Origin of the sequence: Streptomyces sp. NBC_00554 (assembly GCF_041431135.1) — a bacterium.
In the GTDB taxonomy this organism is placed as follows: Bacteria; Actinomycetota; Actinomycetes; order Streptomycetales; family Streptomycetaceae; genus Streptomyces.
The window spans coordinates 2,587,454-2,613,814 of record NZ_CP107799.1 but is presented as its reverse complement, the minus strand read 5'-3'; the positions used below and the strand labels follow the sequence as shown (position 1 = coordinate 2,613,814).

At 70.4% G+C, this 26,361-nt stretch carries 17 protein-coding genes and 2 riboswitches; of the genes, 11 read left to right on the top strand and 6 right to left on the bottom strand.

Annotated features, from left to right (window positions below):
* Positions 1-21 precede the first annotated feature (21 nt).
* From OG266_RS11315 to hflX, 5 genes are all read left to right on the top strand, one after another.
* Positions 22-531, top strand: a complete 510-nt coding sequence (locus OG266_RS11315) for a hypothetical protein (protein ID WP_371552745.1) — start codon at positions 22-24, stop codon at positions 529-531.
* A 107-nt stretch (positions 532-638) separates the two neighbouring features.
* Positions 639-1,508: a diaminopimelate epimerase gene (gene dapF, locus OG266_RS11310; protein WP_371545192.1), complete on the top strand. Its 870-nt coding sequence runs from the start codon at positions 639-641 to the stop codon at positions 1,506-1,508.
* A gap of 168 nt (positions 1,509-1,676) precedes the next feature.
* A complete protein-coding gene (locus OG266_RS11305) occupies positions 1,677-3,860 on the top strand; it encodes a bifunctional (p)ppGpp synthetase/guanosine-3',5'-bis(diphosphate) 3'-pyrophosphohydrolase (RefSeq protein ID WP_371545189.1) in 2,184 nt (727 codons plus the stop codon).
* 70 nt (positions 3,861-3,930) lie between these two features.
* Complete coding sequence (locus tag OG266_RS11300; protein ID WP_371545187.1) at positions 3,931-5,445, top strand: M1 family metallopeptidase; 1,515 nt, start codon at positions 3,931-3,933, stop codon at positions 5,443-5,445.
* Between the two features lie 262 nt (positions 5,446-5,707).
* A complete protein-coding gene (hflX, locus tag OG266_RS11295) occupies positions 5,708-7,198 on the top strand; it encodes a GTPase HflX (protein WP_371545185.1) in 1,491 nt (496 codons plus the stop codon).
* A gap of 82 nt (positions 7,199-7,280) precedes the next feature.
* Here the strand turns inward: hflX and OG266_RS11290 are convergent, their stop codons facing one another.
* Both OG266_RS11290 and OG266_RS11285 read right to left on the bottom strand, forming a co-directional pair.
* Positions 7,281-8,510 carry a serine protease gene (locus tag OG266_RS11290; RefSeq protein WP_371545183.1) on the bottom strand — a complete coding sequence of 410 codons (1,230 nt, stop codon included), beginning with the start codon at positions 8,508-8,510 and terminating at the stop codon, positions 7,281-7,283.
* Positions 8,511-8,748: 238 nt separating this feature from the next.
* Positions 8,749-9,471: an FAD binding domain-containing protein gene (locus OG266_RS11285; protein ID WP_371552743.1), complete on the bottom strand. Its 723-nt coding sequence runs from the start codon at positions 9,469-9,471 to the stop codon at positions 8,749-8,751.
* Between the two features lie 332 nt (positions 9,472-9,803).
* A riboswitch (cobalamin riboswitch) is annotated at positions 9,804-9,887 on the top strand.
* 60 nt (positions 9,888-9,947) lie between these two features.
* On the opposite strand from OG266_RS11285, the gene OG266_RS11280 reads away from it, so the two are divergent.
* Together OG266_RS11280 and OG266_RS11275 are read left to right on the top strand one after the other, a co-directional pair.
* Positions 9,948-10,166 carry a CbtB-domain containing protein gene (locus OG266_RS11280; RefSeq protein WP_266474345.1) on the top strand — a complete coding sequence of 73 codons (219 nt, stop codon included), beginning with the start codon at positions 9,948-9,950 and terminating at the stop codon, positions 10,164-10,166.
* 19 nt (positions 10,167-10,185) lie between these two features.
* The gene (locus OG266_RS11275; RefSeq protein WP_371545179.1) at positions 10,186-10,944 is read left to right on the top strand and encodes a CbtA family protein; all 759 of its coding nucleotides are present in this window, start codon (positions 10,186-10,188) and stop codon (positions 10,942-10,944) included.
* A 121-nt stretch (positions 10,945-11,065) separates the two neighbouring features.
* Here OG266_RS11275 and metE read toward each other — a convergent pair whose 3' ends face one another.
* From metE to OG266_RS11255, 4 genes are all read right to left on the bottom strand, one after another.
* Positions 11,066-13,384 (bottom strand): 5-methyltetrahydropteroyltriglutamate--homocysteine S-methyltransferase, encoded by a 2,319-nt coding sequence (gene metE / locus OG266_RS11270; protein WP_371545176.1) that lies wholly within the window; start codon positions 13,382-13,384, stop codon positions 11,066-11,068.
* 141 nt (positions 13,385-13,525) lie between these two features.
* A riboswitch (cobalamin riboswitch) is annotated at positions 13,526-13,749 on the bottom strand.
* Positions 13,750-13,823: 74 nt separating this feature from the next.
* On the bottom strand, positions 13,824-14,816 hold the full coding sequence (meaB, locus tag OG266_RS11265) for a methylmalonyl Co-A mutase-associated GTPase MeaB (protein WP_371545174.1): 993 nt from the start codon (positions 14,814-14,816) through the stop codon (positions 13,824-13,826).
* On the bottom strand, positions 14,813-16,975 hold the full coding sequence (scpA, locus tag OG266_RS11260) for a methylmalonyl-CoA mutase (protein ID WP_371545172.1): 2,163 nt from the start codon (positions 16,973-16,975) through the stop codon (positions 14,813-14,815). Before scpA ends, meaB begins: the two co-directional genes overlap by 4 nt.
* Entirely contained in the window at positions 16,975-18,780 is a 1,806-nt protein-coding gene (locus OG266_RS11255; protein WP_371545169.1) for a methylmalonyl-CoA mutase family protein, read from the bottom strand. Before OG266_RS11255 ends, scpA begins: the two co-directional genes overlap by 1 nt.
* 432 nt (positions 18,781-19,212) lie before the next feature.
* Here OG266_RS11255 and OG266_RS11250 point away from each other — a divergent pair, with 432 nt between their 5' ends.
* The 4 genes from OG266_RS11250 (at position 19,213) to OG266_RS11235 (ending at position 26,351) form a co-directional block, all read left to right on the top strand.
* Complete coding sequence (locus tag OG266_RS11250) at positions 19,213-20,727, top strand: diaminobutyrate--2-oxoglutarate transaminase family protein (protein ID WP_371552741.1); 1,515 nt, start codon at positions 19,213-19,215, stop codon at positions 20,725-20,727.
* A 488-nt stretch (positions 20,728-21,215) separates the two neighbouring features.
* On the top strand, positions 21,216-23,276 hold the full coding sequence (locus OG266_RS11245; RefSeq protein ID WP_371545165.1) for an IucA/IucC family siderophore biosynthesis protein: 2,061 nt from the start codon (positions 21,216-21,218) through the stop codon (positions 23,274-23,276).
* 39 nt (positions 23,277-23,315) lie between these two features.
* Positions 23,316-24,113, top strand: a complete 798-nt coding sequence (locus OG266_RS11240; RefSeq protein ID WP_371545162.1) for a GNAT family N-acetyltransferase — start codon at positions 23,316-23,318, stop codon at positions 24,111-24,113.
* A 168-nt stretch (positions 24,114-24,281) separates the two neighbouring features.
* Entirely contained in the window at positions 24,282-26,351 is a 2,070-nt protein-coding gene (locus OG266_RS11235) for an IucA/IucC family siderophore biosynthesis protein (protein WP_371552739.1), read from the top strand.
* Positions 26,352-26,361 lie beyond the last annotated feature (10 nt).

Sequence of the window (26,361 nt, the reverse complement as noted above, 5' to 3'; positions counted from 1 at the left end):
GAGTTGGGAGGGCGCGTGGCGATGGAGGCCGGCCCTCGTGACACTGCACGAGACACTGAGCACGGCATCGATCCGGACGGAGATCGTCTGGAGATCGATCCGGATGGAGAACCGCTGAGTTCCGACGGACCCGAGGACACCCCGGACGGTGTGATCGCCGACGGGCCCGGGCCCGGCGAGATGTCCCCGGAGCCCGAGGTCGAGGTCGAGCTGCGTCCCCAGCGCCGGCTGCGCATCTGGCAGCTCGCGCCCATCGTGGCCCTGGCCGCGATCGGCTCCCTGATGTTCGCCTTCCCGCTGGCCTTCGAGTTCGGCGACGGCGGTGCCGTGGTCGCCATGCTCGGACTGCTGATCTGCTCGTGCGCGGCGGGCTGGGGCATGATGGCCGCCCGCCGGGTCGGCTACACCTGGCCCGGCTTCCCACAGCGCGGTTCGGGCCGCCGCCCGGACTGGCGTGTGGTGATCGCGTACGTCGTGATCGTCGCGGCGGTGGCGGTGCTCGCCGTGTGGCGCGTGGCCCGGCTGCGCTGACGTACCTGGGGCGTGCGTTGCCCGGCCTCACCTCTGTGATGTGCCGCCTCGGCTGTGCCGGGGCCCGTGCGCGCCGGAGTGTCGGACCGAACACGTACGATCGAGGAATGAGCACGCGGATCGCCTTCCTCAAGGGGCACGGGACCGAGAACGACTTTGTGATCATCCCGGACCCGGAGAACGCCATCGACCTGCCCCCGGCCGCCGTCGCCGCCCTGTGCGACCGCCGCGCGGGCATCGGCGGAGACGGTCTGCTGCATGTCGTACGGTCCGCAGCGCACCCCGAGGCCGAGGAGATGGCGGCCGAGGCGGAGTGGTTCATGGACTACCGCAATGGCGACGGTTCGGTCGCGGAGATGTGCGGCAACGGAGTGCGTGTGTTCGCGCGCTACCTCCAGCGGGCCGGACATGTGGCCGAAGGTGACTTCGCGATCGCCACGCGCGGGGGCGTGAAGTCGGTGCACCTTGCCAAGGACGGAGACGTGACCGTCGGCATGGGCAAGGCGCTCCTCCCCGAAGGCGACGTCACCGTGAGCGTCGGCGGGCGCAGCTGGCCCGCGCGCAACGTGAACATGGGCAACCCGCACGCGGTCGCCTTCGTGGACGACCTCGCGCACGCCGGTGATCTGTACGCGCCGCCGCCGTTCAGCCCGGAGTCGGCGTACCCGGACGGGGTCAACGTCGAGTTCGTGGTCGACCGGGGCCCGCAGCATGTCGCGGTGCGTGTCCACGAGCGCGGCGCCGGGGAGACCCGCTCGTGCGGCACGGGCGCGTGTGCCGTGGCCGTCGCCGCGGCCCGCAGGGACGGCGCGGACCCGGCCGTGACCCGCGCTCCCGCGACGTACACCGTGGATGTGCCCGGCGGACGCCTGGTGATCACCGAGCGTCCGGACGGCGAGATCGAGATGACGGGCCCCGCGGTGATCGTGGCCGAAGGTGAGCTTCTCGCCGAATGGTTCGAAACCGTAAACCCCTGAACCTTCGCTCGAATGGGTGATCCGTTTCACGCTCGGCGAGAGGCGGTCAGCCGCACGTGGTGGGCTCGGTAGCATCAAGCACCGGCCCGGACGGGGGATCGACACCATCCCCTGAGCCGTGTACGCCATGGGGCACCCGTCCGCCGGTCTACGCAGCCGGAGGTGCCCATGAGTGCGGAGGCGACGAATCCCGCGACGCCAGGCCCTGTAATGCCTTCCCCCAAGCTCTCGGTACCGATTGAGCAGGGGGGGTCCCCAGCGCATCGCAGGAAGGGCCTTCCGCGGATCGATCTGCGGCGTCTGGGCCGGGCAGCGCTGCTCGGCCCCGTGGCCCGCGACCGGCTGCCCGACGCGATCGGCCACGTGGCCGAGGCTCACCGCGCCCACCACCCCAGCGCCGACCTGGAGCCGCTGCGCCGGGCCTGGGTGCTCGCCGAGTCCTCGCACCGCGGTCAGATGCGCAAGAGCGGCGAGCCGTACATCACGCACCCGCTCGCGGTGACCCTGATCCTTGCCGAACTCGGCGCGGAGACCACGACGTTGACCGCCTCCCTGCTCCACGACACCGTCGAGGACACGGAAGTGACCCTCGATCAGGTGCGCGAGGAGTTCGGCGACGAGGTCTGTTATCTGGTCGACGGTGTCACCAAGCTGGAAAAGGTCGACTACGGGGCCGCGGCGGAGCCCGAGACGTTCCGCAAGATGCTCGTCGCCACCGGCAACGACGTCCGGGTGATGTCGATCAAACTCGCCGACCGGCTGCACAACATGCGGACCCTGGGTGTCATGCGCCCCGAGAAGCAGGCGCGAATCGCCAAGGTGACCAGGGACGTTCTGATCCCGCTCGCCGAACGGCTCGGCGTCCAGGCGCTGAAGACCGAGCTCGAGGACCTCGTCTTCGCGATCCTGCACCCCGAGGAGTACCAGCACACCAGGGAGTTGATCGTCGAGAACACCGCGCGCGACGGAGATCCGCTCGCGGAGATCGCCGAAGACGTGCGCGCGGTGCTGCGTGAGGCAGGCCTGCAGGCCGAAGTCCTCATCCGCCCAAGGCACTTCGTCTCCGTGCACCGCGTGTCGCGCAAACGCGGACCCATGCGCGGCGCCGACTTCGGACGGCTCCTGGTCCTCGTGAACGAGGACGCCGACTGCTACGGAGTCCTCGGCGAACTGCACACCTGTCTCACGCCGGTGGTCTCGGAGTTCAAGGACTTCATCGCCGTACCCAAGTTCAACCTCTACCAGTCGCTGCACACGGCCGTCGCGCGGGGGGACGGCGAGATCGCCGAAGTCCTCATCCGCACCCACCAGATGCACAAGGTCGCCGAGGCCGGGGTCATCGCGCTCGGCAATCCGTACGCTCCTCCTTCGGAGGAGCAGTCCTCGCAGGAGCAGGCGGAGCGTGCTGTTGACGGTGAGCGTGCCGACCCGACCCGCCCCGGCTGGCTCTCCCGGCTCCTCGACTGGCAGGAGGGCGCCGCGGACCCCGACACGTTCTGGTCCACGTTGCGCGAAGACCTCGCCCAGGACCGCGAGATCACCGTCTTCCGCGCCGACGGCGGCTCGTTGGGCCTTCCCGAGGGCGCCAGTTGTGTCGACGCCGCGTACGCGCAGTACGGCGACGACGCGCACGCCTGCATGGGCGCCCGCGTCAACGGCCGCCTGGCGACGCTGAGTACGGTTCTGCGGGACGGGGACACCGTTCAGCTCCTCATGGGCCAGGACCCGGCCTCAGAGCCCTCCAGGGAGTGGCTGGAGCACGCGCACACGCCCGCCGCGCGGATCGCCATCCAGCGCTGGCTGGCCGCGCACCCTTCGCCCAGTGACTCCGAGGCACCCGAGGCTCCCGCCGCGACTCCCCGGCCGACCGCAGAAGGACCCACCGCCCGCCCCGGCGCCGCGAACGCCGTCGTCGAACAGTCCGGTGCGTCCGTACGGCTCGCGGGCTGCTGTACGCCCGTGCCGCCCGACGAGGTGACCGGCTTCTCCGTACGCGGGGGAGTGGTCACCGTCCACCGGGTCGAATGCGCCGCGGTCGAGAGCATGAAGGGCGTGGGGCGCGCGGAGGTCGGTGTGAGCTGGGGTGACACCACCGAGTGCCGGGTCACGCTGGTGGCCGAGTCCTTCGGGCGCCCGCATCTGCTCGCCGATCTCACCGAAGCGATCGCCACGGAGGGCGTCGCCATCGTCTCGGCGACCGTCGAACCTCCCAGCGAGCAGCGCGTACGGCACACGTACACGCTCCAACTCCCGGACGCGGCACACCTTCCCGGCCTGATGCGGGCGATGCGCAACGTGCCGGGCGTGTACGACGTGAGCCGGGCGCGGCACCAGGCGGCGGCCGCGCAGTAGGAGGACCCTTTCGGGTGGACCCGGCGCGCGTCGTCACCGTACGGCGGGTGCGCGCTGGTAGCCGTGGTCCATGCCGCTCACCCCCCGCCCCAGGATCCCCGTCCCCAGGACAGCCCTCCCCAGGACCCGTCGAGTCAAGGCGGCCCTGCTCGCCTCGGCCGTCTCCGTCTGTCTCATCGCCGCGAGCGCGCCCTCGCCGGCCACGCCGCTCGGCGTCGGCGACCGGCTCTTCCCGCACCTGGGCAACCCCGGGTACGACGTCGCGTCGTACGACCTCGCCTTCACCTACCCCGGCACCAACAGCAAGCCGCTCGCGGCCGTCACCACGATCGACGCCGTGACGTCCGCCCGGCTCGATCAGGTCAATCTCGACTTCGCGCACGGAAAAGTGGGGTCGGTCGACGTCAACGGGGCGCCCGCGTCCTTCAAGAGCGCCGGGGAAGACCTGGTGGTGACGCCCGCGGAGCCGGTGCCCGAGGGCGGCTGGATGCGGATCACCGTGCACCACACCAGCGACCCGGTCCCCGCCGCGAACCAGGACGGCGGCTGGGTGCAGACCAAGGACGGGCTCGCGATGGCCAACCAGGCCGACGCCGCGCACCTGGTCTTCCCGTGCAACGACCACCCCTCCGACAAGGCGATGTTCACCATCCATGTCACCGCGCCCGACGGGTACACGGCCGTGGCGAACGGTCTGCCCGCCGGAGCGGACCGGGCCGGCAAGGCGACCACCTGGACGTACCGCACCGAGCACCCCATGGCGACCGAGCTGGCCCAGGTGTCCATCGGCCGCTCCACCGTGCTGCACCGCACCGGGCCGCACGACCTGCCGGTACGCGATGTCGTGCCCACCAAGGACCGCGCCCTGCTGGAACCGTGGCTGAAGAAGACCCCCGACCAGATCGCCTGGATGGAGGAGAAGGTCGGCCGGTACCCCTTCGAGACGTACGGGCTGCTGATGGCCGACGCGCGGACCGGCTTCGAACTGGAGACACAGACACTCTCCCTCTTCGAGAAGGAGCTCTTCACCGAGCCCGCGTACCCGAAGTGGTACGTAGAGTCGATCATGGTGCACGAGCTGTCGCACCAGTGGTTCGGCGACAGTGTCAGCCCGAGCACCTGGTCCGACCTGTGGCTGAACGAGGGGCACGCCACCTGGTACGAGGCGCTGTACGCCGAGGAGAAGGCCGACAGGCCCATGGCGACGCGCATGAAGGCCGCCTATCGGGCGTCCGACTCCTGGCGGGCCGCCGGGGGACCGCCCGCGGCACCGAAGGGGCCCAAGCCGGGGCAGAAGATCAGCATCTTCCGGCCGAACGTCTACGACGGGGCCGCGCTGGTGCTGTACGCGCTGCGTGAGGAGATCGGGCGTCCGGCCTTCGAGCAGCTGGAACGGGTCTGGGTGAGCGTCCACCACGACGGGGTCGCGTCGACGGCGGACTTCGAGGACCTGGCGTCCGGTATCGCGGGCCGTGATCTGAGCGGGTTCTTCAAGGCCTGGCTGTATGGCGAGAAGACTCCGCCGATGCCGGGTCACCCGGACTGGAAGAGTGACGCTCCGCAGGCGGCGCGGAGCGCCGGATAACTCGCGTGACGAGACGGGACGTGCCGTGCGAACATCTTTCAGGTCGGCGGCACGGCCCCTCCGGGGCAGTGACACGGCCCCCTCCGGGAACGTGACACGGCCCCATTCGGGACAGTGGCCCGGCTCTCCTCGGGGCCGGTGACACGGCCCCCGCGGGGTTGACCCGGCGCAATCAGGGAATCTCCTGGTGGCCTGGGACGTTCTTCCCTGTGACGGACGGTGTCCGTCGTCGAATCGGTGTCCCCATAGACGTAAGGATCCAATGACCTCCTCTTCTTCCCCTTCCCAGGACGCGCAGAGCCTCGCGCAGAACCACCCCGAAGGTCTTCGGGCCGATGCCCTGATGGAAGAGGACGTCGCCTGGAGCCACGAGATCGACGGAGAGCGGGACGGCGACCAGCTCGAACGCTCCGAGCGCGCGGCCCTGCGCCGCGTCGCGGGCCTCTCCACCGAGCTCGAGGACGTCACCGAGGTCGAGTACCGACAGCTCCGCCTGGAGCGGGTCGTCCTCGTCGGCGTCTGGACCTCGGGAACCGTGCAGGACGCTGACAACTCGCTCGCCGAGCTGGCCGCCCTCGCGGAGACCGCGGGTGCGCTCGTGCTCGACGGCGTGACCCAGCGCCGCGACAAGCCCGACGCGGCCACGTACATCGGATCCGGCAAGGCCAATGAGCTGCGGGACATCGTCCTGGAGACCGGCGCCGACACCGTGATCTGCGACGGTGAGCTGAGCCCCGGCCAGCTGATCCACCTCGAAGACGTCGTCAAGGTCAAGGTCATCGACCGTACGGCCCTGATCCTCGACATCTTCGCCCAGCACGCCAAGTCCCGAGAGGGCAAGGCGCAGGTCGCGCTCGCGCAGATGCAGTACATGCTGCCGAGGCTGCGAGGCTGGGGTCAGTCGCTGTCCCGTCAGATGGGCGGCGGCTCGGGCGGCGGCCTCGCCACCCGTGGTCCCGGTGAGACCAAGATCGAGACGGACCGGCGTCGTATCCGCGAGAAGATGGCGAAGATGCGCCGGGAGATCGCGGACATGAAGACGGGCCGCGACATCAAGCGCCAGGAGCGCCGTCGAAACAAGGTGCCTTCGGTGGCCATCGCCGGTTACACCAACGCCGGCAAGTCCTCGCTGCTCAACCGCCTTACGGGCGCGGGCGTGCTCGTCGAGAACGCGCTGTTCGCGACCCTCGACCCGACCGTGCGCCGGGCCGAGACCCCGAGCGGGCGGCTGTACACGCTGGTCGACACGGTCGGCTTCGTACGGCACCTGCCGCACCACCTGGTCGAGGCGTTCCGCTCCACCATGGAGGAGGTCGGCGACGCCGACCTGATCCTGCACGTGGTGGACGGTTCGCACCCGGCGCCGGAGGAGCAGCTGGCCGCCGTGCGCGAGGTCATCCGTGACGTGGGCGCCACCAAGGTGCCCGAGATCGTGGTGATCAACAAGGCCGATGCGGCCGACCCGCTGGTGCTCCAGCGGCTGATGCGGATCGAGAAGCGCTCCATCGCGGTCTCGGCCCGTACGGGGCTCAACATGGACGAGCTGCTCGCACTCATCGACAACGAGCTGCCGCGTCCCTCGGTCGAGATCGAGGCGCTCGTGCCGTACACCCACGGCAAGCTGGTCGCCCGCGCGCACGACGAGGGCGAGGTGATCTCCGAGGAGCACACCCCGGAGGGCACGCTGCTCAAGGTGCGGGTGCACGAGGAACTGGCGGCGGATCTCGCGCCGTACGTTCCGGCGCTTTCGTAGAGACGGACGCACGAAGGCCCGCCCCCCCCGTGAGAGGGGGGCGGGCCTTCGTCGTACGTCCGGACGCTCTACGTCCGTTGTGTCACTGTCCGGCGAACTTCTCGCTCACCTCGTCGTAGACACCCTTGGCCACCGTGCCGAGGTGCGGACCCGCCAGCCAGCCCGAACTGACCGGGCCGATCGACGTGTTGGACACCAGCGCGGGCTTGCCGTCGGCCCCCGTGGCCACCCAGCCGCCGCCGGACGAACCGCCCGTCATGGTGCATCCGATGCGGTACATCGTCGGATCGGACTGCACGATCGACAACCGCCCCGGCTTGTCCGTGCACTGGTGCATGGTCTCGCCGTCGAACGGCGCCGCCGCCGGATAGCCCGTCGCCGTGATGCTCGCGACCTTCGGCACGGCCGGAGCGCTGAAGTTGACCGGAAGCGCCGAACCGATCGTCTCCTCGAGGGACTTGCCGTCGCCACCCTCCTCCGGCGTCACGTGCAGCACGGCGAAGTCGTACGGGGCTCCCTGGCCGCCCGTGGCACCGCCCTGCTCGATCCACTGGTCAGAGGTCTGTGCCCAGTCGCTCCACCAGACGCCGTACGGCGCGAGCTCTTCCTTCGTGGCGGTCGCCAACTCGGCAGCTGTGGCACCGTCGTTGTTGTACGAGGGAACGAAGGCGATGTTGCGGTACCAGCCGCCCGTCTTGCCGGAGTGCACGCAGTGGCCCGCGGTCCACACCAGGTTCGACTTGCCGGGGTTGGCCGGGTCCTCGACCACCGTCGCCGAGCAGACCATCGTGCCCTCGGGGGAGTCGAAGAGCAGCTTCCCCGCCTCGGGGGCGTTGTCGTGGTACGCGGTCGGCACGGCCTTCGCGGTCACGGGAGCCGGGGTCGGGTCGGTGACGCCCTGGTCGCCGGAGAGGTCGTTCTCGTCGACGCCCTTGTCCTTGTCCGGATCCTCGGCCTCCCGCATCCGGTCCGGGTTCCACAGGCCCTCGATGATCGGGTTGATGTAGTCCTCGGCCTCGCGCAGCCAGTCGTCCTTGTCCCAGTTCTTCCAGGCGCCGTCTTTCCACTTGTCGACATCGATCCCGTGCTCTTTGAGCCGGTCCTTGAGGTCGTCAGGAATCGTGATCTTGCCGTCGCCGTTCTGGGCCGCGGACGAAGTGGCCGCGCCTGCGGCCGTGTCGTCGCTCGAGCCGCAGGCGGTGGCGGTCAGCGCCAGTGCCGCGGTGAGACAGACGGCGGCCAGCACAGGGGAGGATCCGCGGCGCGCGCCCCTCCCTCGACGAGCGGCGAAGGGCGGGCGTATGGATCGCATGGTGTAACTCCCCCTGGAGGTATGAGAACTGTGCGCTGCGGAGACCTCGAGCGCCGACCGGCTTCGGTCGTCCGCTGTCACCCGAACGGCATCACAGACTATGCGGTCGCTGTGGGGGACATCCGATGGAACGGCAACGGTTCCGCAACAGGCTCTCTGAGCTGGCAATCATCCGGGCCGGCGGTCGCCGTCGATGTCAACGACCGATGTCAGGAGCCCGCGTTGACAGCGGGGGACCTCAACTGTCGGCGGGGCGGGGCACCAGGTCGGTGACCTGTTGGCGGACCGCTTCCCAAGCCGTGGGGTGAAGCGCGCCGATGACCGTACGGCGCAGGGCGTCGAGTATCTCCTCCGGGTCGGCGTCACCCTCGGTGCTCTCGGTGAGCACCTCGTATCCGTCGCGGACGGCGACACGAAGACGGGTCCCTCCGTCGTCGGCGGCGTGCAGAGCCGCGGCGACGACGAGAGGCGGCGGCCCACCCGCTTCACCGGCCGGCTTGTGATAGCTGCTGGCGATCGGCTCGCGCCAGCGGAGACTGAGCAACAGGTGGCTCTTGGCCAGGACTTCGGCCAGGTCGGTCTCGTAGACGCTGTCCGCTTCCAGGACCACTGCACGGGCGTCCAGGACGAGTGCCGCGGGCAGCAGACAGCGCAGCGTGCTGCCGACGAGGTTGCCGCCGACCGTGGCCGTCCGGCGTACGGCTCCGGTCCCCACGGTGGAGGCCGCCCGATGCAGCACCTCCGGCACGCGGCCGTCGATCCGGTTCAGCACCACGGCCGAGCCCAGCGCCTCACGCCCGATCACGTTGGCGTCCGGAAGCTCCCGCAGCGACATGGCCTGCTCGGGGAAGCCGTCCTGTTGCCAGGTGGCCCACACCAGCGTCGCCCCTCCTATCGGGACCGCTCCCTCGGCCATGCACTCCTGGGCTTCGGACACGGACGTGGGCAGACGCAACAGCACGGCAGCCGACCTGCTTTCCTGGACGAGTTGGCGGTGGGGGTACGAGATCTCAGCCACAACTGACCGCTGACATGGCGCATTTTCTCCCAGGTACGCGGGGGCGCGTACAGGGCTCATTCCTTCCACCTGTGCGCCCCTAGCATTCGGGCGCGAAATGTCGAGCCTCCCGGCGCGATGCGCAACCCGCCTTGCGGACGGCCGAGTTCGGCCGGGAGGCCGGGCGGAGCCGGTCGGTGCCGCTGCCCCGGGAGACGAAGATCACGGCACAGGCGCGGTCTTGGCCATGAACCCGACACGCGGTACGGTCTGTGGGATATCGACGACGGTTGGGCGGAAGCCGGTGGAAATCCGGCACGGTCGCGCCACTGTGAACGAAACGGACCGCCCGTACCGGCGGAGCGTCTCGAAAGTCAGACCCGCACCTGTCGTCCATCGCACCACCGATATGGGACGCGAACTCCCGAGGAGGTCCTGCCATGGCGCAGACCGTCGCACCGCCGACAGCCACTCCCGCCCTTCCCGCCAAGCTGCCGATCGGCGCGATCGCCCCCTGGGCGGTCTTCTTCGGCGTCCTGATGCTTGTGCTGCTGTACTTCGTCGGCGCCGAGCAGGGCGCCACCTCCGTCGTCTCCGGCGAGGCCGTCCACGAGTGGGTCCACGACGGCCGCCACCTGCTCGGTTTCCCCTGCCACTGACGAGGGACACCGCGCGCCCATGAACTCCGCAACCGTCAGAAACCTCCTCGTGCGGGGCATGCTCGCCGGCCTGGGCGCCGGCGTGCTCGCCCTTCTCGTGGCCTACCTCCTGGGCGAGCCCAGCGTCGACGACGCCATCGGCTTCGAAGAAGCTCACGCCTCGGGGCACGAGCACGAGGTCGAGATCGTCAGCCGCAGCCTCCAGTCCACCGGCGGCCTCGCCACCGGCGTCCTGATCTACGGCGTCGCCTTCGGCGGCATCGCCGCCCTCGCCTACTGCTTCGCCCTCGGCCGCGTCGGCCGCTTCACCCCGCGCGCCACGGCCCTGCTGCTCTCCGGTACGGCCCTGCTCGCGGTGTACGTCGTGCCGTTCCTGAAGTACCCGGCCAACCCGCCGTCCGTCGGCGACCCCGACACCATTGGGAAGCGCACGACCCTGTACTTCCTGATGATGGTGCTCAGCGTGCTCCTCGCGGTCGCCGCCGTGATCGTCGGCAAGCGGCTCGCACCCAGGTGGGGCACGTGGTACGCCACCGTCGCGGCGGTCGCCTTCTTCGTCCTGGCGACCGGCCTCGCGTTTGCGTTCCTGCCGGCCGTCAACGAGGTCCCGCAGGATTTCCCGGCCACCCTGTTGTGGCGGTTCCGCACCTCGGCCCTGGCCATCCAGCTCACTCTGTGGACCGGATTCGGCCTGATCTTCGGAGAGTTGGCGCAGCGACTGCTGACTCCGCGAGCGGCAGAGGCCGGCCCCGCGCAGGCAACTCCCGTATCGCATTGAGCCGGGGGCTTCCGGCCTCCGGTGGCTCGAGTTCGACCGCAGTCGTGCGTCAGCGCGGAGGACGTACGACCGGGAACGGCCGAGAGGGAGTCGGGCTTGCCCTCTCGGCCGTCCGGTCGGATCAGGATCCGGCGAGTTCCGTGCGGATCGTTCGGGCCGCCGCGACCAGGTTCTCCAGGGACGCGCGGGTCTCGGGCCAGCCGCGGGTCTTCAGGCCGCAGTCGGGGTTGACCCACAGCCGTTCGGCGGGGATGGCCTCAAGTCCCTTGCGCAGCAGGGCAGCCGCCTCGTCGGTGCTCGGCACGCGGGGGGAGTGGATGTCGTACACGCCGGGCCCCGCCTCGCGCGGATAGCCGTGCTCGGCCAGTTCGCGGGCGACCTGCATGTGGGAGCGGGCGGCCTCCAGGCTGATGACGTCGGCGTCGAGGTCGTCGATGGCCTGGACGATGTCGCCGAACTCGGCGTAGCACATGTGGGTGTGGATCTGGGTCTCCGGGCGTACGCCGCCTGCGGTGAGCCGGAACGCCTCGGTGGCCCAGGCCAGATAGGCGGGACGGTCCACGGCACGCAGCGGCAGCGTCTCGCGCAGGGCGGGTTCGTCGACCTGGATGACCGAAGTACCCGCCGCTTCCAGCTCGTTGACCTCGTCGCGCAGGGCGAGGGCGACCTGGCGGGCGGTGTCGCCGAGCGGCTGGTCGTCGCGGACGAAGGACCAGGCGAGCATGGTGACAGGGCCGGTGAGCATGCCCTTGACCGGGCGGTCGGTGAGGGACTGGGCGTACGTCGTCCAGCGCACGGTCATCGGCTCGGGGCGGGAGATGTCGCCGGCCAGGATCGGCGGGCGGACGTAGCGGGTGCCGTACGACTGGACCCAGCCGTGCTGGGTGGCGAGGTAGCCGGTGAGCTGTTCGGCGAAGTACTGGACCATGTCGTTGCGTTCGGGCTCGCCGTGCACCAGGACGTCGAGACCGGTCTTCTCCTGGAAGGAGATCACCTCGCCGATCTCGGCCCTGATGCGCTCCTCGTACCCGGCGCCGTCGATCCGCCCCGCGCGCAGGTCGGCCCGCGCGACGCGCAGTTCGGCGGTCTGCGGGAAGGAGCCGATGGTGGTGGTCGGCAGCAGCGGCAGACCGAGGTGGGCGCGCTGGGCGGCGGCCCGCTCGGAGTACGGCTGGGAGCGGCGGGCGTCGGCGTCCGTGACGGCGGCGGTGCGGGCCCGTACCGCGGGGTCGCGGGTCAGCGCCGAGCCGGCGCGGGAGGCCAGGTCGGCCCGGTTGGCGGCCAGTTCCGCGCCAATGGCTTCGGTCCCACGGGTGAGGCCCTTGGCGAGGGTGACGATCTCGGCGGTCTTCTGGCGGGCGAAGGCGAGCCAGCGCAGGATCTGCGGCTCGATGTCACGTTCGGCGGCGGCGTCGAGCGGGACGTGGAGCAGTGAACAGGAGGCGGCCACGTCGACCCGGTCGGCGAGGCCGAGCAGAGTGCCGAGCGTGGCGAGGGACGCCGACAGGTCGTTCACCCAGATGTTGCGGCCGTTGACCACGCCCGCGACCAGCCGCTTGCCGGGCAGTCCGCCCACTGCGGCCAGGGCGTCCAGGTTGGCGGCGGCGGCCTCGGTGAAATCCAGGGCGAGACCGTCGACAGGAGCCTTGGCCAGTACCGGCAGCGCGGCTCCGAGCCGCCCGAAGTACGAGGCGACGAGCAGCTTCGGGCGGTCGTCGAGCCCTCCCAGGTCACGGTAGGCACGGTCGGCCGCGTTCAGCTCGGCGGGCGTGCGGTCCTGGACGAGAGCCGGTTCGTCGAGCTGCACCCACTCGGCGCCCGCTGCCCGCAGGTCCCCGAGGACCTCGGCGTACACGGGCAGCAGCCGGTCGAGCAAGGTCAGCGGGTCGAAGTCCGGGGCCACGCCGGGCGCGGGCTTGGCGAGCAGGAGATAGGTGATGGGGCCGACGAGGACCGGGCGGGCGGTTAGGCCGAGTGCGAGAGCTTCGCCGAACTCGGTGACCTGCTTGGTGGAGTCGGTGGTGAAGACGGTGTCCGGGCCCAACTCAGGCACGAGGTAGTGGTAGTTGGTGTCGAACCACTTCGTCATCTCCAGCGGCGCCACCTCCTGCGTGCCGCGCGCCATCGCGAAGTACCCGTCCAGCGCATCGAGTTCGACGGCGGCGCGGTGGCGCTCGGGGATCGCGCCGACCATGATGCTGGTGTCCAGGACATGGTCGTAGTACGAGAAGTCGCCGGTCGGCACTTCGTGGACACCGGCCTCGGCCAGCTGCCGCCAGTTGGTACGGCGCAGTTCGGCGGCGGTGGCCCGGAGGGCGTCGGCGTCGACGCGACCCTTCCAGTACCCCTCGACGGCCTTCTTCAGTTCCCGGCCCTGACCCTGACGGGGGTAGCCGTACACGGTTGCCTGTGCTGCCGCGGCTGCGGACTTCGCTGTCACGGAACTCTCCTTCGCGAGATGTCTCCCTGAGATCCCGGGACGGGACGAGAGCGCGAAGGAACGCCAGATCGGCGGGTTGTCGTGCCCGCCGATGTGTACGCCGACCCGCCCACGAGGTCACCGGGATTCCGCGCACGAATGCTTCGCGTGCGGGCAGTTGGCAGGTCTTCGGACTCGTGGGCACGTCCTCCATTGCACGGAGGACACCTACTGGCCGTCGCTTCCCAGGCCCTGTTCCGGACCCAGTGCGTATGACGGCGGTTGTTCCCACTTACCGCTGCGGGGCAGTCCCGGAATTTCACCGGGTTCCCTCTTGCGACGCGTCCGTCTGGCTGACGGGGCGAACCAGCTGCGCTGGCTAGCCTACGGGGTGGGGGTTGGATGCGTCGATTTTTGGGTGCGGCCCGGTGGGGGCTGGTCGCGCAGTTCCCCGCGCCCCTTAGGGCAAGTCGGTTGGCCGGGATTCGAATGCTCGCAGGATTTCCTCTGCCGCCAGGGTTGCTGTCAACTCGCCCTCGCGTACCTGGCGTTCGAGGTCGGGAGCCAGCGCACGTACGGCCGGATCTGAGTGCAGGCGGCCGAGGAGTTCGTCGCGGACCATCGTCCAGGTCCAGTCCACCTGTTGGTTGCGGCGCTTGGTGGCTAGGCGGCCGGTGGAGTCCAACAGCGACCGGTGTTGTTCCAGGCGTTCCCAGACCGTGTCCAGGCCCGTTCCCTCGCGGGCGCTGCAGCTCAGCACCGGTGGGGTCCAGGCGGCGTCGACGGGGTGCATCAGCCGCAGCGCGCCCGCCAACTCCCTTGCCGCGCCCCGGGCTTCGCGCTCGTGCGGGCCGTCCGCCTTGTTGACGGCGATGACGTCCGCGAGTTCCAGGACGCCCTTCTTGATGCCCTGCAACTGGTCGCCGGTGCGGGCGAGGGTCAGCAGCAGGAAGGAGTCGACCATGTTGGCGACGGCGGTCTCGGACTGGCCGACACCGACCGTCTCCACGAGTACGACGTCGTAGCCCGCCGCCTCCATCACCACGATCGACTCCCGGGTCGCCTTCGCCACCCCGCCGAGCGTGCCGGCGGTGGGGGAGGGCCGTACGAACGCCGCCGGGTCGACGGCCAGCCGCTCCATGCGCGTCTTGTCGCCGAGGATCGACCCGCCCGTCCGGCTCGACGATGGATCGACCGCGAGCACCGCGACCCGGAACCCGAGCGAGGTGAGCAGCGTGCCGAACGCGTCGATGAACGTCGACTTGCCCACGCCCGGCACACCGCTGATGCCGATCCGTCGCGCTTTCCCGCTGTGCGGCAGCAGCTCGGTCAGCAACTCCTGTGCCATGACCCGGTGTTGGGGCCTGGTCGACTCCACGAGCGTGATGGCGCGGGCCACCAGCGCCCGCTTCCCGTCGAGTACGCCCTTCACATAGGTGTCGACATCGATCACGGGGTGTGCCCGAGGTCGGTGGCCAGCCGCTGCACCAGGTCGTACGCCGCGTCCGGGATCACCGTCCCGGGCGGGAAGACGGCAGCCGCGCCCATCTCCAGGAGCGTGGGCACGTCCTGCGGCGGGATCACCCCGCCGACCACGACCATGATGTCCTCGCGGCCCTCCTCGGCGAGCTGCTCCCGCAACGCCGGCACGAGGGTGAGGTGCCCGGCGGCCAGCGAGGACACCCCGACGATGTGCACGTCCGCCTCGACGGCCTGGCGGGCCACCTCGCCCGGGGTCTGGAACAGCGGGCCGACGTCGACGTCGAAGCCGAGGTCCGCGAAGGCGGTGGCGATCACCTTCTGGCCGCGGTCGTGGCCGTCCTGGCCCATCTTGGCGACCAGGATGCGGGGGCGGCGGCCCTCGGCCTCCTCGAAGGAGCCCACCAGGGACCGGGTGCGCTCGACGTTCGGGGAATCGCCGGCTTCGTTGCGGTACACACCGGAGATCGTACGGATCTGGCTCGAGTGCCGTCCGTACACCTTCTCCAGGGCGTCGGAGATCTCGCCGACGGTGGCCTTGGCACGGGCCGCGTTCACGGCCAGCTCCAACAGGTTGCCGGTGCCCCCAGCGGCGCGGGTCAGGGCGTCCAGCGAGTCCTGGCACGCCCGCTCGTCGCGCTCAGCGCGCAGCCGTCGCAGCTTCTCGATCTGCTGCGTGCGTACGGAGGAGTTGTCGACCGTGAGGACGTCGATCTGCTCGTCGGTCTCGACGCGGTACTTGTTCACGCCGATGACCGGCTGGCGCCCGGAGTCGATCCGGGCCTGGGTGCGGGCCGCCGCCTCTTCGATGCGCAGCTTGGGGATGCCCGCGTCGATGGCCTTGGCCATACCGCCCGCCGCCTCGACCTCCTCGATGTGCTGCCAGGCCCGGCGCGCGAGGTCGTACGTCAGCTTCTCGACGTACGCGCTGCCGCCCCACGGGTCGATCGACCGGGTCGTGCCCGACTCCTGCTGGATGAGGAGCTGGGTGTTGCGGGCGATGCGTGCCGAGAAGTCGGTGGGCAGGGCGAGCGCTTCGTCGAGGGCGTTGGTGTGCAGCGACTGGGTGTGGCCCTGGGTCGCCGCCATCGCCTCGACGCACGTACGCGTCACGTTGTTGAAGACGTCCTGCGCGGTCAGCGACCAGCCCGAGGTCTGCGAATGGGTGCGCAGGGAAAGGGACTTGGCGTTCTGCGGGTCGAACTGCCTGACCAGCTTGGCCCACAGCAGGCGCGCCGCCCGCATCTTCGCGATCTCCATGAAGAAGTTCATGCCGATCGCCCAGAAGAAGGACAGCCGGGGCGCGAACGCGTCCACGTCCATCCCTGCCGCCCGGCCCGCCCGGATGTACTCCACTCCGTCGGCCAGCGTGTACGCCAGCTCCAAGTCGGCCGTCGCGCCCGCCTCTTGGATGTGGTAGCCCGAGATGGAGATGGAGTTGTAGCGCGGCATCCGCTGCGAGGTGAAGGCGAAGATGTCGGAGATGATCCGCATCGACGGCTTCGGCGGATAGATGTACGTGTTGCGGACCATGAACTCTTTGAGGATGTCGTTCTGGATGGTCCCGGCCAACTTCTCGGGCGGTACGCCCTGTTCCTCGGCCGCCACGATGTAGAGCGCGAGAACGGGCAGCACAGCACCGTTCATCGTCATCGACACGGTCATCTTGTCCAGCGGGATGCCGTCGAAGAGCTGCCGCATGTCGTAGATCGAGTCGATCGCCACGCCCGCCATGCCGACGTCACCGGTCACGCGCGGGTGATCGCTGTCGTAACCCCGGTGCGTGGGCAGGTCGAAGGCGACGGACAGGCCCTTCTGACCGGCCGCGAGGTTGCGCCGGTAGAAGGCGTTGGACTCCTCGGCGGTGGAGAAGCCCGCGTACTGGCGGATGGTCCAGGGCTGGTTGACGTACATCGTCGGGTACGGGCCGCGCAGGTACGGGGCGATGCCCGGGTAGGTGCCCAGGAAGTCCAGGCCCTCCAGGTCACGGCCTGTGTAGAGCGGTTTGACCGCGATGCCCTCCGGGGTCTCCCAGAAGGTCTCGCCCCCGTCGATCGCCTTGCGCCAGTCCTCGGCGCTGCCGTCGGCGGTGGGCGTCCCCAGCTCGATCCCGGAGAAGTCGGGGATTCCCATCAGGACACTCCCATACGGTCAAGTGCGGTGGAGAGCACGGTGACGGTGTCACAGCCCGCGAAGACATAGCCGTCGACACCGGGGTACTGCCCGGGACGGCCGGCGAGGAACACATACCCGGCGCCCGCCGCCCTGAGGGCCCCGGCGGTCTCCGCGGCCTGTTCCTCGTACAGCGGGTCGCTCGAACACAGGCAGACCTCGGTGGCACCGCTGTCCTCGAACGTGCCCTCCGTGACCGGCTCGATGCCACCGGCCTGGAACAGGTTCGACGCGAAGGTGAGGCGAGCGGTGTGGGCGGCGGCGGGACCCATGGCAGCCAGGAAGATCCGCGGCCGGGACCCGGTCGCCGCCAGGTGGGCGTCCGAGCGGGCGCGCAGCGTCTCGTACGCCTCGTCGCGCCGCACCCGGGGGAGCCCGCCGACGGGAGGAACGGGCGCGGCAACGCGCTCCACGGGGCGCTCGGCGAGGTTCGGGAACTCGCTGACGCCGGTCACGGGCTCACGCCGCTTGGCGAGCTTCGCACTCCGCGCCTCCCACGTCTTCGCCAGTTCCTGACCGAGCCGGCCCGAACGAAGGGCTTCCGCCTGGCCGCCCGCCCGCTCGATCCACTGGAAGAACTCCCAGCCCGCGTGGGCGAGTTCGTCGGTGAGCCGCTCCACGTACCAGGAGCCGCCCGCCGGGTCGATCACCCGCGCCAGGTGCGACTCCTCGACCAGGATCGTCGAGGTGTTGCGGGCGATCCGCCGGGCGAACGCGTCCGGCAGACCGATGGCGTGGTCGAAGGGCAGCACGGTGACGGCGTCGGCGCCGCCGACCCCGGCGGCCAGCGTGGCGACCGTCGTACGCAGCATGTTCACCCACGGATCACGGCGCGCCATCATCACCGGCGAGGTCACGGCATGCTGGAGCTGCCCGACCGGGGCACCGCAGACTTCGGTCACGCGCGCCCACAGCCTGCGGGCCGCCCGCAGTTTGGCGATGGTCAGGAACTGGTCGGCGGTGGCCGCGTACCGGAACTCCAGCTGCGCGCAGGCGTGTTCGACCGACAGCCCCGCCTCGTCCAGCTGCCGCAGATAGGCGACGCCGGTCGCCAGCGAGCAGCCCAACTCCTGAGCGGCGGAGCCACCGGCCTCGTGGTACGGCAATGCGTCCACGGTCAGTGCCCGCAGCCCCGGGTACTCCTCGGCACACAGCCGCGCGAGGCCGGCGACCGGCGCGAAGTCGAACGGCTCGTCCCCCGTACGAGCCTGGTGGCCCAGCGGGTCCGCCCCCAGGTTGCCGCGCGCCGCCTCCTTGGCGACACCCCGCTCCTCGTACAGCCGCAGCAACTCCCGTGCGGCGGACTCGACATCACGTCCCGCGTCGAGGACCACGGGGGCCAGGTCGAGGTAGACGCCGTCGAGGACGGGGCCGAGCGAGGACACCGGGATGCCGCCCGCACCGGTGACCAGCCAGAGCGAGGTGACGCCGTTCTCCAGGTCCGCGAGTACCGCGTCGCCGTCGACGGCCGTGTGCTGCTGGCGTACGTCCCAGCCGCCGACGGTGCTCCCCTCGGCACGGCCACCGCGGACGAAGGGGGCGAAACCGGGAAGGCCGGGATCGGGCGCGGGGTCGTGCGCGGAGTACAGGGGCCGGATACCGAGCCCGTCCTCCAGCGCGGTGGACAGAGCCTCCTCGGCTGCCGTGTCCGGAACTTCCCTGCCCGATTTGCGCAGTACGCCCGCGACTAGGTGCTGCCACTGCTCGTGCGTGGCGTCAGGGAACTCGGAGGCGAGCGAAAGCCCGTCGTCGGGCAGGACCGTCATGCTCGGATGTTAGGGCAGTCGGACAAAGGAGCAGCAGTGGGCAGGGCTGTGACCTTGCCCTCTTCCTGCCGGCCTTGATCCTCGGGCCGGGTCCGTACCCTTCCTGCGCTTCCGCCACGGCGGCACGCGAGCGTCGGAGAGCGCCGGATGCGCTGGTGCTGCCGCAGCCCGCCCTGGGCCGGACCGGCAGCGGTTCCGTCACGGCAGGGATTTTCGAGTCACCCGCTTCCCCGCGCGGGCGGCGTCGTTGGTACGTACGGGGGACCTGCCGCATGCGTTCGGGACCCTCCGCCAACTCGCCTCTGGACAGCGGGAGGACCTGAAGTCGTGGCCGTGACCGAGTCTGCGGTGGTGCCGGTGGGGCGAGAGCCCGAGGAGACGCGGGAGGGGGCGTCCGACGTTCTCGGCGGGGCCCAAGGGGCGCGTGAAGGTATGTCCTGCGCTTCCGTGGGGGCGCAAAAGGGTGCGTCCCGCGCCTCCGAGGGGGCGCGCGCGGCGCACGAAGGGATCTTGCGGCGCCAGTCGGCGCGCGAGTCCGCGGCGCGTACCTACGCGCGCGCCCTGCCGATCGTCCCCGTGCGTGCGCGCGGCCTGACGATCGAGGGCGCCGACGGTCGCCGCTACCTCGACTGCCTGTCCGGCGCCGGGACCCTGGCCTTGGGACACAACCACCCCGTGGTCCTGGAGGCGATCAGGAAAGTCCTCGACTCCGGAGCCCCGCTCCACGTCCTCGACCTCGCCACACCCGTCAAGGACGCCTTCACCACCGAGCTGTTCCGCACGCTGCCGCCCGAGTTCGCCGCCCGCGCCCGGGTGCAGTTCTGCGGACCTGCCGGGACGGACGCGGTCGAGGCCGCGTTCAAACTGGTGCGCGCGGCGACCGGACGCACCGGAATGCTCGCGTTCACCGGCGCCTACCACGGGATGACCGCGGGGGCGCTCGACGCATCCGGGGGCGCGACCGACGTACGTGTCGCACGCCTTCCTTATCCGCAGGACTACCGCTGCCCGTTCGGCATTGGCGGTGACCGCGGCGCCGAACTGGCGGCGCGCTGGACCGAGTCCATGCTCGACGACCCCAAGTCGGGCGTGCCGCAGCCCGCCGGGATGATCCTCGAACCCGTCCAGGGCGAGGGCGGGGTGATTCCGGCGCCCGACGCGTGGATGCGCCGGATGCGTGAGATCACCGCGTCACGGTCCATCCCCTTGATCGCGGACGAGGTCCAGACCGGCGTCGGCAGGACCGGGACCTTCTGGGCGGTCGAACACAGCGGGATCACGCCGGACGTCATGGTCCTGTCCAAGGCCATCGGCGGAAGCCTGCCACTCGCCGTCGTCGTCTACCGCGACGACCTCGACGTCTGGCAACCCGGCGCCCATGCAGGCACGTTCCGCGGCAACCAGCTCGCCATGGCCGCCGGCACGGCAACCCTCTCCTACGTCCGCGAAAACCACCTCGCCGAACGCGCGGGCACTCTGGGCGCTCGCATGCTCGCCCAACTCCGCGCACTGGCCGACGAGTTCTCCTGCATCGGAGACGTACGCGGCCGGGGACTGATGATCGGCGTCGAGCTGGTGGACCCCGAAGCGGCCCCGGACCCCGCTGCCGGAGGTTCCCGACCCGCCGCCCCCGAACTCGCGTCCGCCGTCCAACGCGACTGCCTCCGCCGGGGCTTGATCGTCGAACTGGGCGGCCGCCACGCCAGCGTGGTGCGACTCCTCCCCCCGCTGACCATCAGCGACGAACAGGCAACCGCAGTACTCGACCGGCTTGCGGACGCGGTGGGGGCGGTGGCGCGGGGGCGCGGTGGCGGCGGGATGTGTGGTGGAGGTGGGCCTGGTGGCGGAGGTGGCGGGCCCGGTGGCGGAGGTGGGCCTGGCGGGGAGGACGCGTCTTGCGGTCAGGCTCGGGATCCCGGTGATGTCCGGGACGGACCCGCCGGATAGGGCGGCAGTGGCCGGGCTCGGCTGTTCCGTCGTTGTGCCCGCTCGGGTGCTGGACGGCCCGGGTCGCTGGGGCGGCGGAGGGGTGGTGCAGTGACCGAGAACACCGACGACACCGATGACACCGAGGGACCGCACGGTGCTCGCGGCGTTGGAGCGCGAGGCGTGCGCCTTGGGAGTGCCCCGTACGGCGCTTGGCTCCGCCCTACGAAGCTAGGGGCTCTTACGGGGGCCTGTCCTGTATGGACGCCCCACTCCTGCTCATCCCGGCTCCCACCCGTTGTGAGCAACCACTGGGAGCAGCACCGCCCACCTCGTCACCGAGTGGAAGCCGGTCCGTCATACCGACCCCGCACCACCGGCACCGAGTCGCCGCCCCACTCGCACCCCACCCCCATCCGAATCCACCAGGAACGCCAAAGGCCCGACGCACCCCCGTACCGCCCCGGTTCGTCGCCGCACGAGCCCGAACGACTCCACAAGGAACTCTCTTGAACGCCACCCCCGCACCCGACGGTCGTCCCCACACTCACGAGCGAGCGGCCCATGGCACGCAGACCCCGCTCGTGCCCCGGGCCGAATCGGTCCCTCGTCAGAAGGAAGGGGCCCGGGAGTCCGAGCGGCTGCGCGGCGTCACCGCCGATCTGTTGGAGCACCCCGACCCGCATACCGCGGCCCAGGCGGCGGCCGTCGAGAACCTGCTGCGCTGCTGGGTACGGGAGAACAACCTGCCCGCCCCCGAGGACGGCACCCTCCGCATCGCCCTCCCGGCCAGCGCCACGACCCTGCTCACCCCCGTCCACTACTGGTCCCCCACCGGCTGGCACCGCTTCGGCCTCCCCTACCTCGCCGACACCCCCGATGAGGCACCCCCCGCCGACGCGGTCACGGTCGCGGCACTGTTCGCGCGACAAGCGGTCACCGCTGCGCCGACAGCCAACACGGACCCTGCAGCCGCCACGCCCGCCGCGCCCGCCATGCCCGCCACGGCCGCGACGTTTGCCGCGGCCGCCACACCCGCCGGAACACCTCGCGGAGCCAGCGCGCCCCGCCCCGAAGCGGGGGTTTCGCACAGCCCTGCCGGTGACGGTGCCGATCTGGTCGGCCGTGTCGCCGACTCGGTTCGGCGTACCGCCGTGTTCATCAGTGACCGCAGGGAACACCTCGCCGACGAGCCCGACCTCTTCCTCACCGCCGAGCAGGCGCTCCTGCTCGGACACCCGCTGCATCCCACCCCGAAGAGCCGGGAGGGACTTTCCGAGGCCGAAGCCCAGCTGTACTCACCGGAGTTGCGCGGCTCCTTCCCGCTGCACTGGATGGCCGTGGCGCCCTCTGTGCTGGCGGCCGACTCGGCGTGGACGGAACGCGGCCGCCCCGTCACCGCGGAACAGCTCACGGCACGGCTGGCCGGCGCCGGGCTGTCGCTCCCCGACGGGTACGCCGCCCTGCCACTGCACCCCTGGCAGATGAGCGAGATCCGGCACCGTCCCGAGATCGCGGCCCTGCTGGACGCGGGACTGCTGCAAGACCTCGGCCCACATGGCTCCGCCTGGCACCCCACCTCCTCGGTCCGCACTCTCTACCGCTCCGGCGCCCCCGCGATGCTGAAACTGTCGCTGGGCGTGCGCATCACCAACTCCCGTCGTGAGAACCTCCGCAAGGAACTCCACCGTGGCGTGGAGGTCCACCGTCTGCTGCGCAGCGGCCTGTTCAAGCAGTGGCAGGCCGTTCACCCGGGCTTCGACATCGTCCGCGACCCGGCCTGGCTGGCCGTCGACGGCCCGGACGGCACTCCCTTGCCAGGGCTCGACGTGATGATCCGCCACAACCCGTTCGGCCCGACGGACGACGCCGGCTGCATCGCGGGACTGGTCTCACCCAGGCCCCACGCCCAATCCGGCACGCGGGACCAGACGCAGGGCAGGCCCTTGATGCGGTCCCGGCTCGCCGAGATCGTCACCCGTCTCGCCGGCCACACCGGCCGTCCCCGCGGTGCCGTCGCCACCGAGTGGTTCCTGCGCTACCTGGAACAGGTCGTACGCCCCGTGCTCTGGCTGGACAGCGAGGCGGGGATCGCCCTGGAAGCGCACCAGCAGAACACGCTGCTTCTGCTGGATCCCGAGGGGTGGCCCACGGGCGGCCGCTACCGCGACAACCAGGGCTACTACTTCCGCGAGTCACGGCGCGCGGAACTCGACGCCCGGCTGCCCGGCATCGGCGAACGCAGCGACACGTTCGTCTCCGACGAGGTCACCGACGAACGCTTCGCCTACTACCTCGCGATCAACAACGTGCTCGGTCTCATCGGCGCATTCGGCTCCCAACACCTTGCCGACGAAGAGCTGTTGCTCGCAGCATTCCGCCGCTTCCTCACCGACGTGGCCACCGGGCCGGCTCGGCTGCGTACATCCCTGCCCGCCCACCTGCTCGACTCACGCGTCCTGCGCTGCAAGGCCAACCTGCTCACCCGACTGCACGGCCTCGACGAACTCGTCGGTCCCGTCGACACCCAGTCCGTCTACGTCACCATCACCAACCCCCTTCATTCTTGAGGAACATGACCCACCCCGTCTCCTGAGAGGAGCGTCGCCGTGCCTCCCGATGCGAGCACCGACGCCGGTACCGCCTCCGTCACCGAACTCGGCACCAACACAGGGCCTGGTTCGATCCTTGGTGCCGGCGCGGACAGCGAGGACACCCTGGACCTGCGTCTGCCCGACGAGTTCATCGCGCTCCTCGCCGAGGAAGCCAGGGCTCACGGCGATGCCGGCGGAGAGTGGAAAGGCACGGAGAAGACCGGCGTCGCCCCGGCCGGTGACGACCTGCTCGACCGCGTAGCCGGCTGGGGGCCGACCGAGACTCCCGCGGGCGCCTTCCATCTCGTCCCCGTACACATGGAGCGTGATCTCCCGCTCGTCACCCGCTGGATGAACGACCCTGCCGTCGCCGCGTTCTGGGAGCTGGCGGGGCCCGAGTCCGTGGCCGAAGAGCACCTGCGTCGTCAGCTGGACGGGGACGGACGCAGCGTCCCCTGCCTCGGTGTGCTGGAGGGTACGCCGATGAGCTACTGGGAGATCTACCGCGCCGACCTGGACCTCCTGGCGCGCCACTACCCCGCCCGACCGCACGACACCGGAATCCACCTCCTCATCGGTGGTGTCGCCAACCGTGGGCGAGGCCTCGGCTCCACCCTGCTCAGAGCTGTCGCCGACCTCGTACTCGACAAGCGCCCCTCGTGCGCTCGCGTTGTCGCGGAACCCGACCTTCGCAACACCCCCTCCGTCTCCGCTTTCCTGAGCGCGGGCTTTCGGTTCTCCGCCGAGGTCGACCTGCCCGACAAGCGGGCAGCCCTGATGGTCCGAGACCGGGCCCTGCGCGATCTGTTGTAGCGCCGTCACATTTAGTACACCGCTCGTCCCGATCCGGTTCCCTGTCGAGGAGTGCTCGTGCCGAATTCATCCGCCACCCCCGCCTCCAGCGAGCCGTCCGCTCTGTATGACCCCCCTGAGCTGCGCAAAGACCGGTGGGAGCAGGCCGGCCGCCGCCTGCTCGCCAAGATGATCGGCGAGTTCGCGCACGAAGGGATCATCCAGCCGGAGCCGGAGCCGGAGCGATTGCTGGACTCGACGGCGTCCCCGGACCTGGAGCGGAGAGCAACCTTGGTCCCGTATCCATCCCCAGATCGTGAGGAGTCGGGGTTCGCCCCAGCCACAGCCTCGCCCCCAGCCCCAGCCACAGCCTCAGCCACAGCCCCAGCTCCAGGCTCGGACCAGGCGCGGAAGCTGATCCCAACCGCGTCCCCGGATCCGTCCCCGAACTCGTTCCCGGATCCGTCCGCGTACCCGTCCCGGAACCTGTCCGCGCACCCCGAGACATCCCCGATCCCGGACCGGACCCCCATGGATTCCGCACCCTCCGGCGCCGCTCACACGTCCGTGGCCAGCACTCCACACGCCCCGCACCCCCGATACGCCCCCTACACCCTCCGCCTCGACGCCGGCGGCAGCCTCTCCTTCCGCGCCCGCCGTACCGCGTACGACAGTTGGCGCGTCGACCCCGCCTCGCTGACTCTCGCGGAAGGAGAGGAGGAGCCGCGGCCCTTCACCGACCCGCTCGGTTTCCTCATTCGTGCGCGCGGCACGCTGGGGCTGGACGGTGCGACGCTCGGCCATGTCATTCGCGAGCTGAGCACCACGCTCGCCGCGGACACGCGCCTCGACCACAACGCTCTGACGGCGACAGAATTGGCCGACCTGGGATACGCGGAACTGGAGGGCCACCAGACCGGCCACCCCTGGATCGTGCTCAACAAGGGCCGCCTCGGTTTCTCCGCGAGGGACGCCGCGGACTGGGCGCCGGAGGCTCGCAGAGCGACGGCTCTTCCGTGGATCGCGGTGCGGACCACACTCGCCAGCTACCGAGGTGTCCCGGGCCTCGACACCGCCGAGCAGCTCTACGCACGCGAGCTCGCCCCCGCCACGAGGGAGTCCTTCGACGGGTTACTCCGCGCGCGCGGGCTGACCCCGGAGTCGTACCTCTATCTGCCTGTGCACCCCTGGCAGTGGGACGACATCGTGCTGCCGCTCTTCGCGTCCGCCGTCGCCGCGGGCGCGATCGTGCCGCTGCACTCGGACGGTGATCTGCGCCTGCCCCAGCAGTCGATTCGGACGTTCCTCAACGTCTCGCACCCCGACCGGCACACCGTGAAGCTGCCGCTTTCCGTGCTCAACACCCTGGTGTGGCGCGGCCTTCCGACGGAACGGACGCTCGCGGCCCCCGCCGTCACCGCCTGGATGCACGCCCTGCGCGACGCCGACCCGTTCCTGCGTGACACCTGCCGGGTGATCCTGCTCGGCGAGGTCGCCTCGGTGACCGTCGGACATCCTGAGTACGACGCCCTCCCCGAGGTTCCTTACCAGTACAAGGAATTGCTCGGCGCCATCTGGCGCGAGCCGGTCCCCCGTCAGCTGGCCCCCGGAGAACGCGCCCGCACCCTGGCGGCGCTTCTGTACACCGACCCGGAAGGCTGTTCCTTCACAGCTCAGCTCGTCGCCCGATCCGGACTTGCCCCCAGGGCCTGGTTGCGTCGGCTCTTCGCCGCCCTGCTGCCGCCACTGCTGCACTTCCTCTATCGGTACGGCACTGTGTTCAGCCCACATGGGGAGAACACGATCGTTGTCTTCGACGACCATGACGTACCCGTCCGGCTTGCGGTGAAGGACTTCGTGGACGACGTCAACGTGAGCGCGGACCCCCTGCCCGAGCACGCCTCCATGCCCGATGACGTACGGCAGGTGCTGCTCACCGAGCCACCCGCGTTCCTGACCCAGTTCATCCATTCCGGGCTCTTTGTGGGGGTGTTCCGCTTCCTCGCACCGCTCTGCGAGGAGCAACTGGGTGTGCCGGAGGACGAGTTCTGGTCCCTCGTTCGAGCGGAGATCATCCGCCACCAGACACGCTTCCCAGAGCTCAAGGAGCGCTACGAGACCTTCGACCTTCTCACTCCTCGTATCGCGCGCCTGTGTCTGAACCGGAACCGCCTGCATCTGGATGGCTACCGCGACCGCCCGGAGCGCCCGCACGTCGCCGTGCACGGCACCGTCCCGAACCCCCTCCACCAGCCTTGATCACGCATAC

What these genes read in the sequence shown, in the direction of transcription:
- OG266_RS11275 (WP_371545179.1), top strand. Translation starts at nt 10,186, where the DNA reads ATGAACTCCGCAACCGTCAGAAACCTCCTCGTGCGGGGCATGCTCGCC.
- OG266_RS11250 (WP_371552741.1), top strand. Translation starts at nt 19,213, where the DNA reads ATGTCCTGCGCTTCCGTGGGGGCGCAAAAGGGTGCGTCCCGCGCCTCC.
- OG266_RS11290 (WP_371545183.1), bottom strand. Translation starts at nt 8,510, where the DNA reads ATGCGATCCATACGCCCGCCCTTCGCCGCTCGTCGAGGGAGGGGCGCG.
- OG266_RS11315 (WP_371552745.1), top strand. Translation starts at nt 22, where the DNA reads ATGGAGGCCGGCCCTCGTGACACTGCACGAGACACTGAGCACGGCATC.
- scpA (WP_371545172.1), bottom strand. Translation starts at nt 16,975, where the DNA reads ATGGGAATCCCCGACTTCTCCGGGATCGAGCTGGGGACGCCCACCGCC.
- dapF (WP_371545192.1), top strand. Translation starts at nt 639, where the DNA reads ATGAGCACGCGGATCGCCTTCCTCAAGGGGCACGGGACCGAGAACGAC.
- OG266_RS11235 (WP_371552739.1), top strand. Translation starts at nt 24,282, where the DNA reads ATGATCGGCGAGTTCGCGCACGAAGGGATCATCCAGCCGGAGCCGGAG.
- OG266_RS11280 (WP_266474345.1), top strand. Translation starts at nt 9,948, where the DNA reads ATGGCGCAGACCGTCGCACCGCCGACAGCCACTCCCGCCCTTCCCGCC.
- OG266_RS11255 (WP_371545169.1), bottom strand. Translation starts at nt 18,780, where the DNA reads ATGACGGTCCTGCCCGACGACGGGCTTTCGCTCGCCTCCGAGTTCCCT.
- hflX (WP_371545185.1), top strand. Translation starts at nt 5,708, where the DNA reads ATGACCTCCTCTTCTTCCCCTTCCCAGGACGCGCAGAGCCTCGCGCAG.
- OG266_RS11300 (WP_371545187.1), top strand. Translation starts at nt 3,931, where the DNA reads ATGCCGCTCACCCCCCGCCCCAGGATCCCCGTCCCCAGGACAGCCCTC.
- OG266_RS11305 (WP_371545189.1), top strand. Translation starts at nt 1,677, where the DNA reads ATGAGTGCGGAGGCGACGAATCCCGCGACGCCAGGCCCTGTAATGCCT.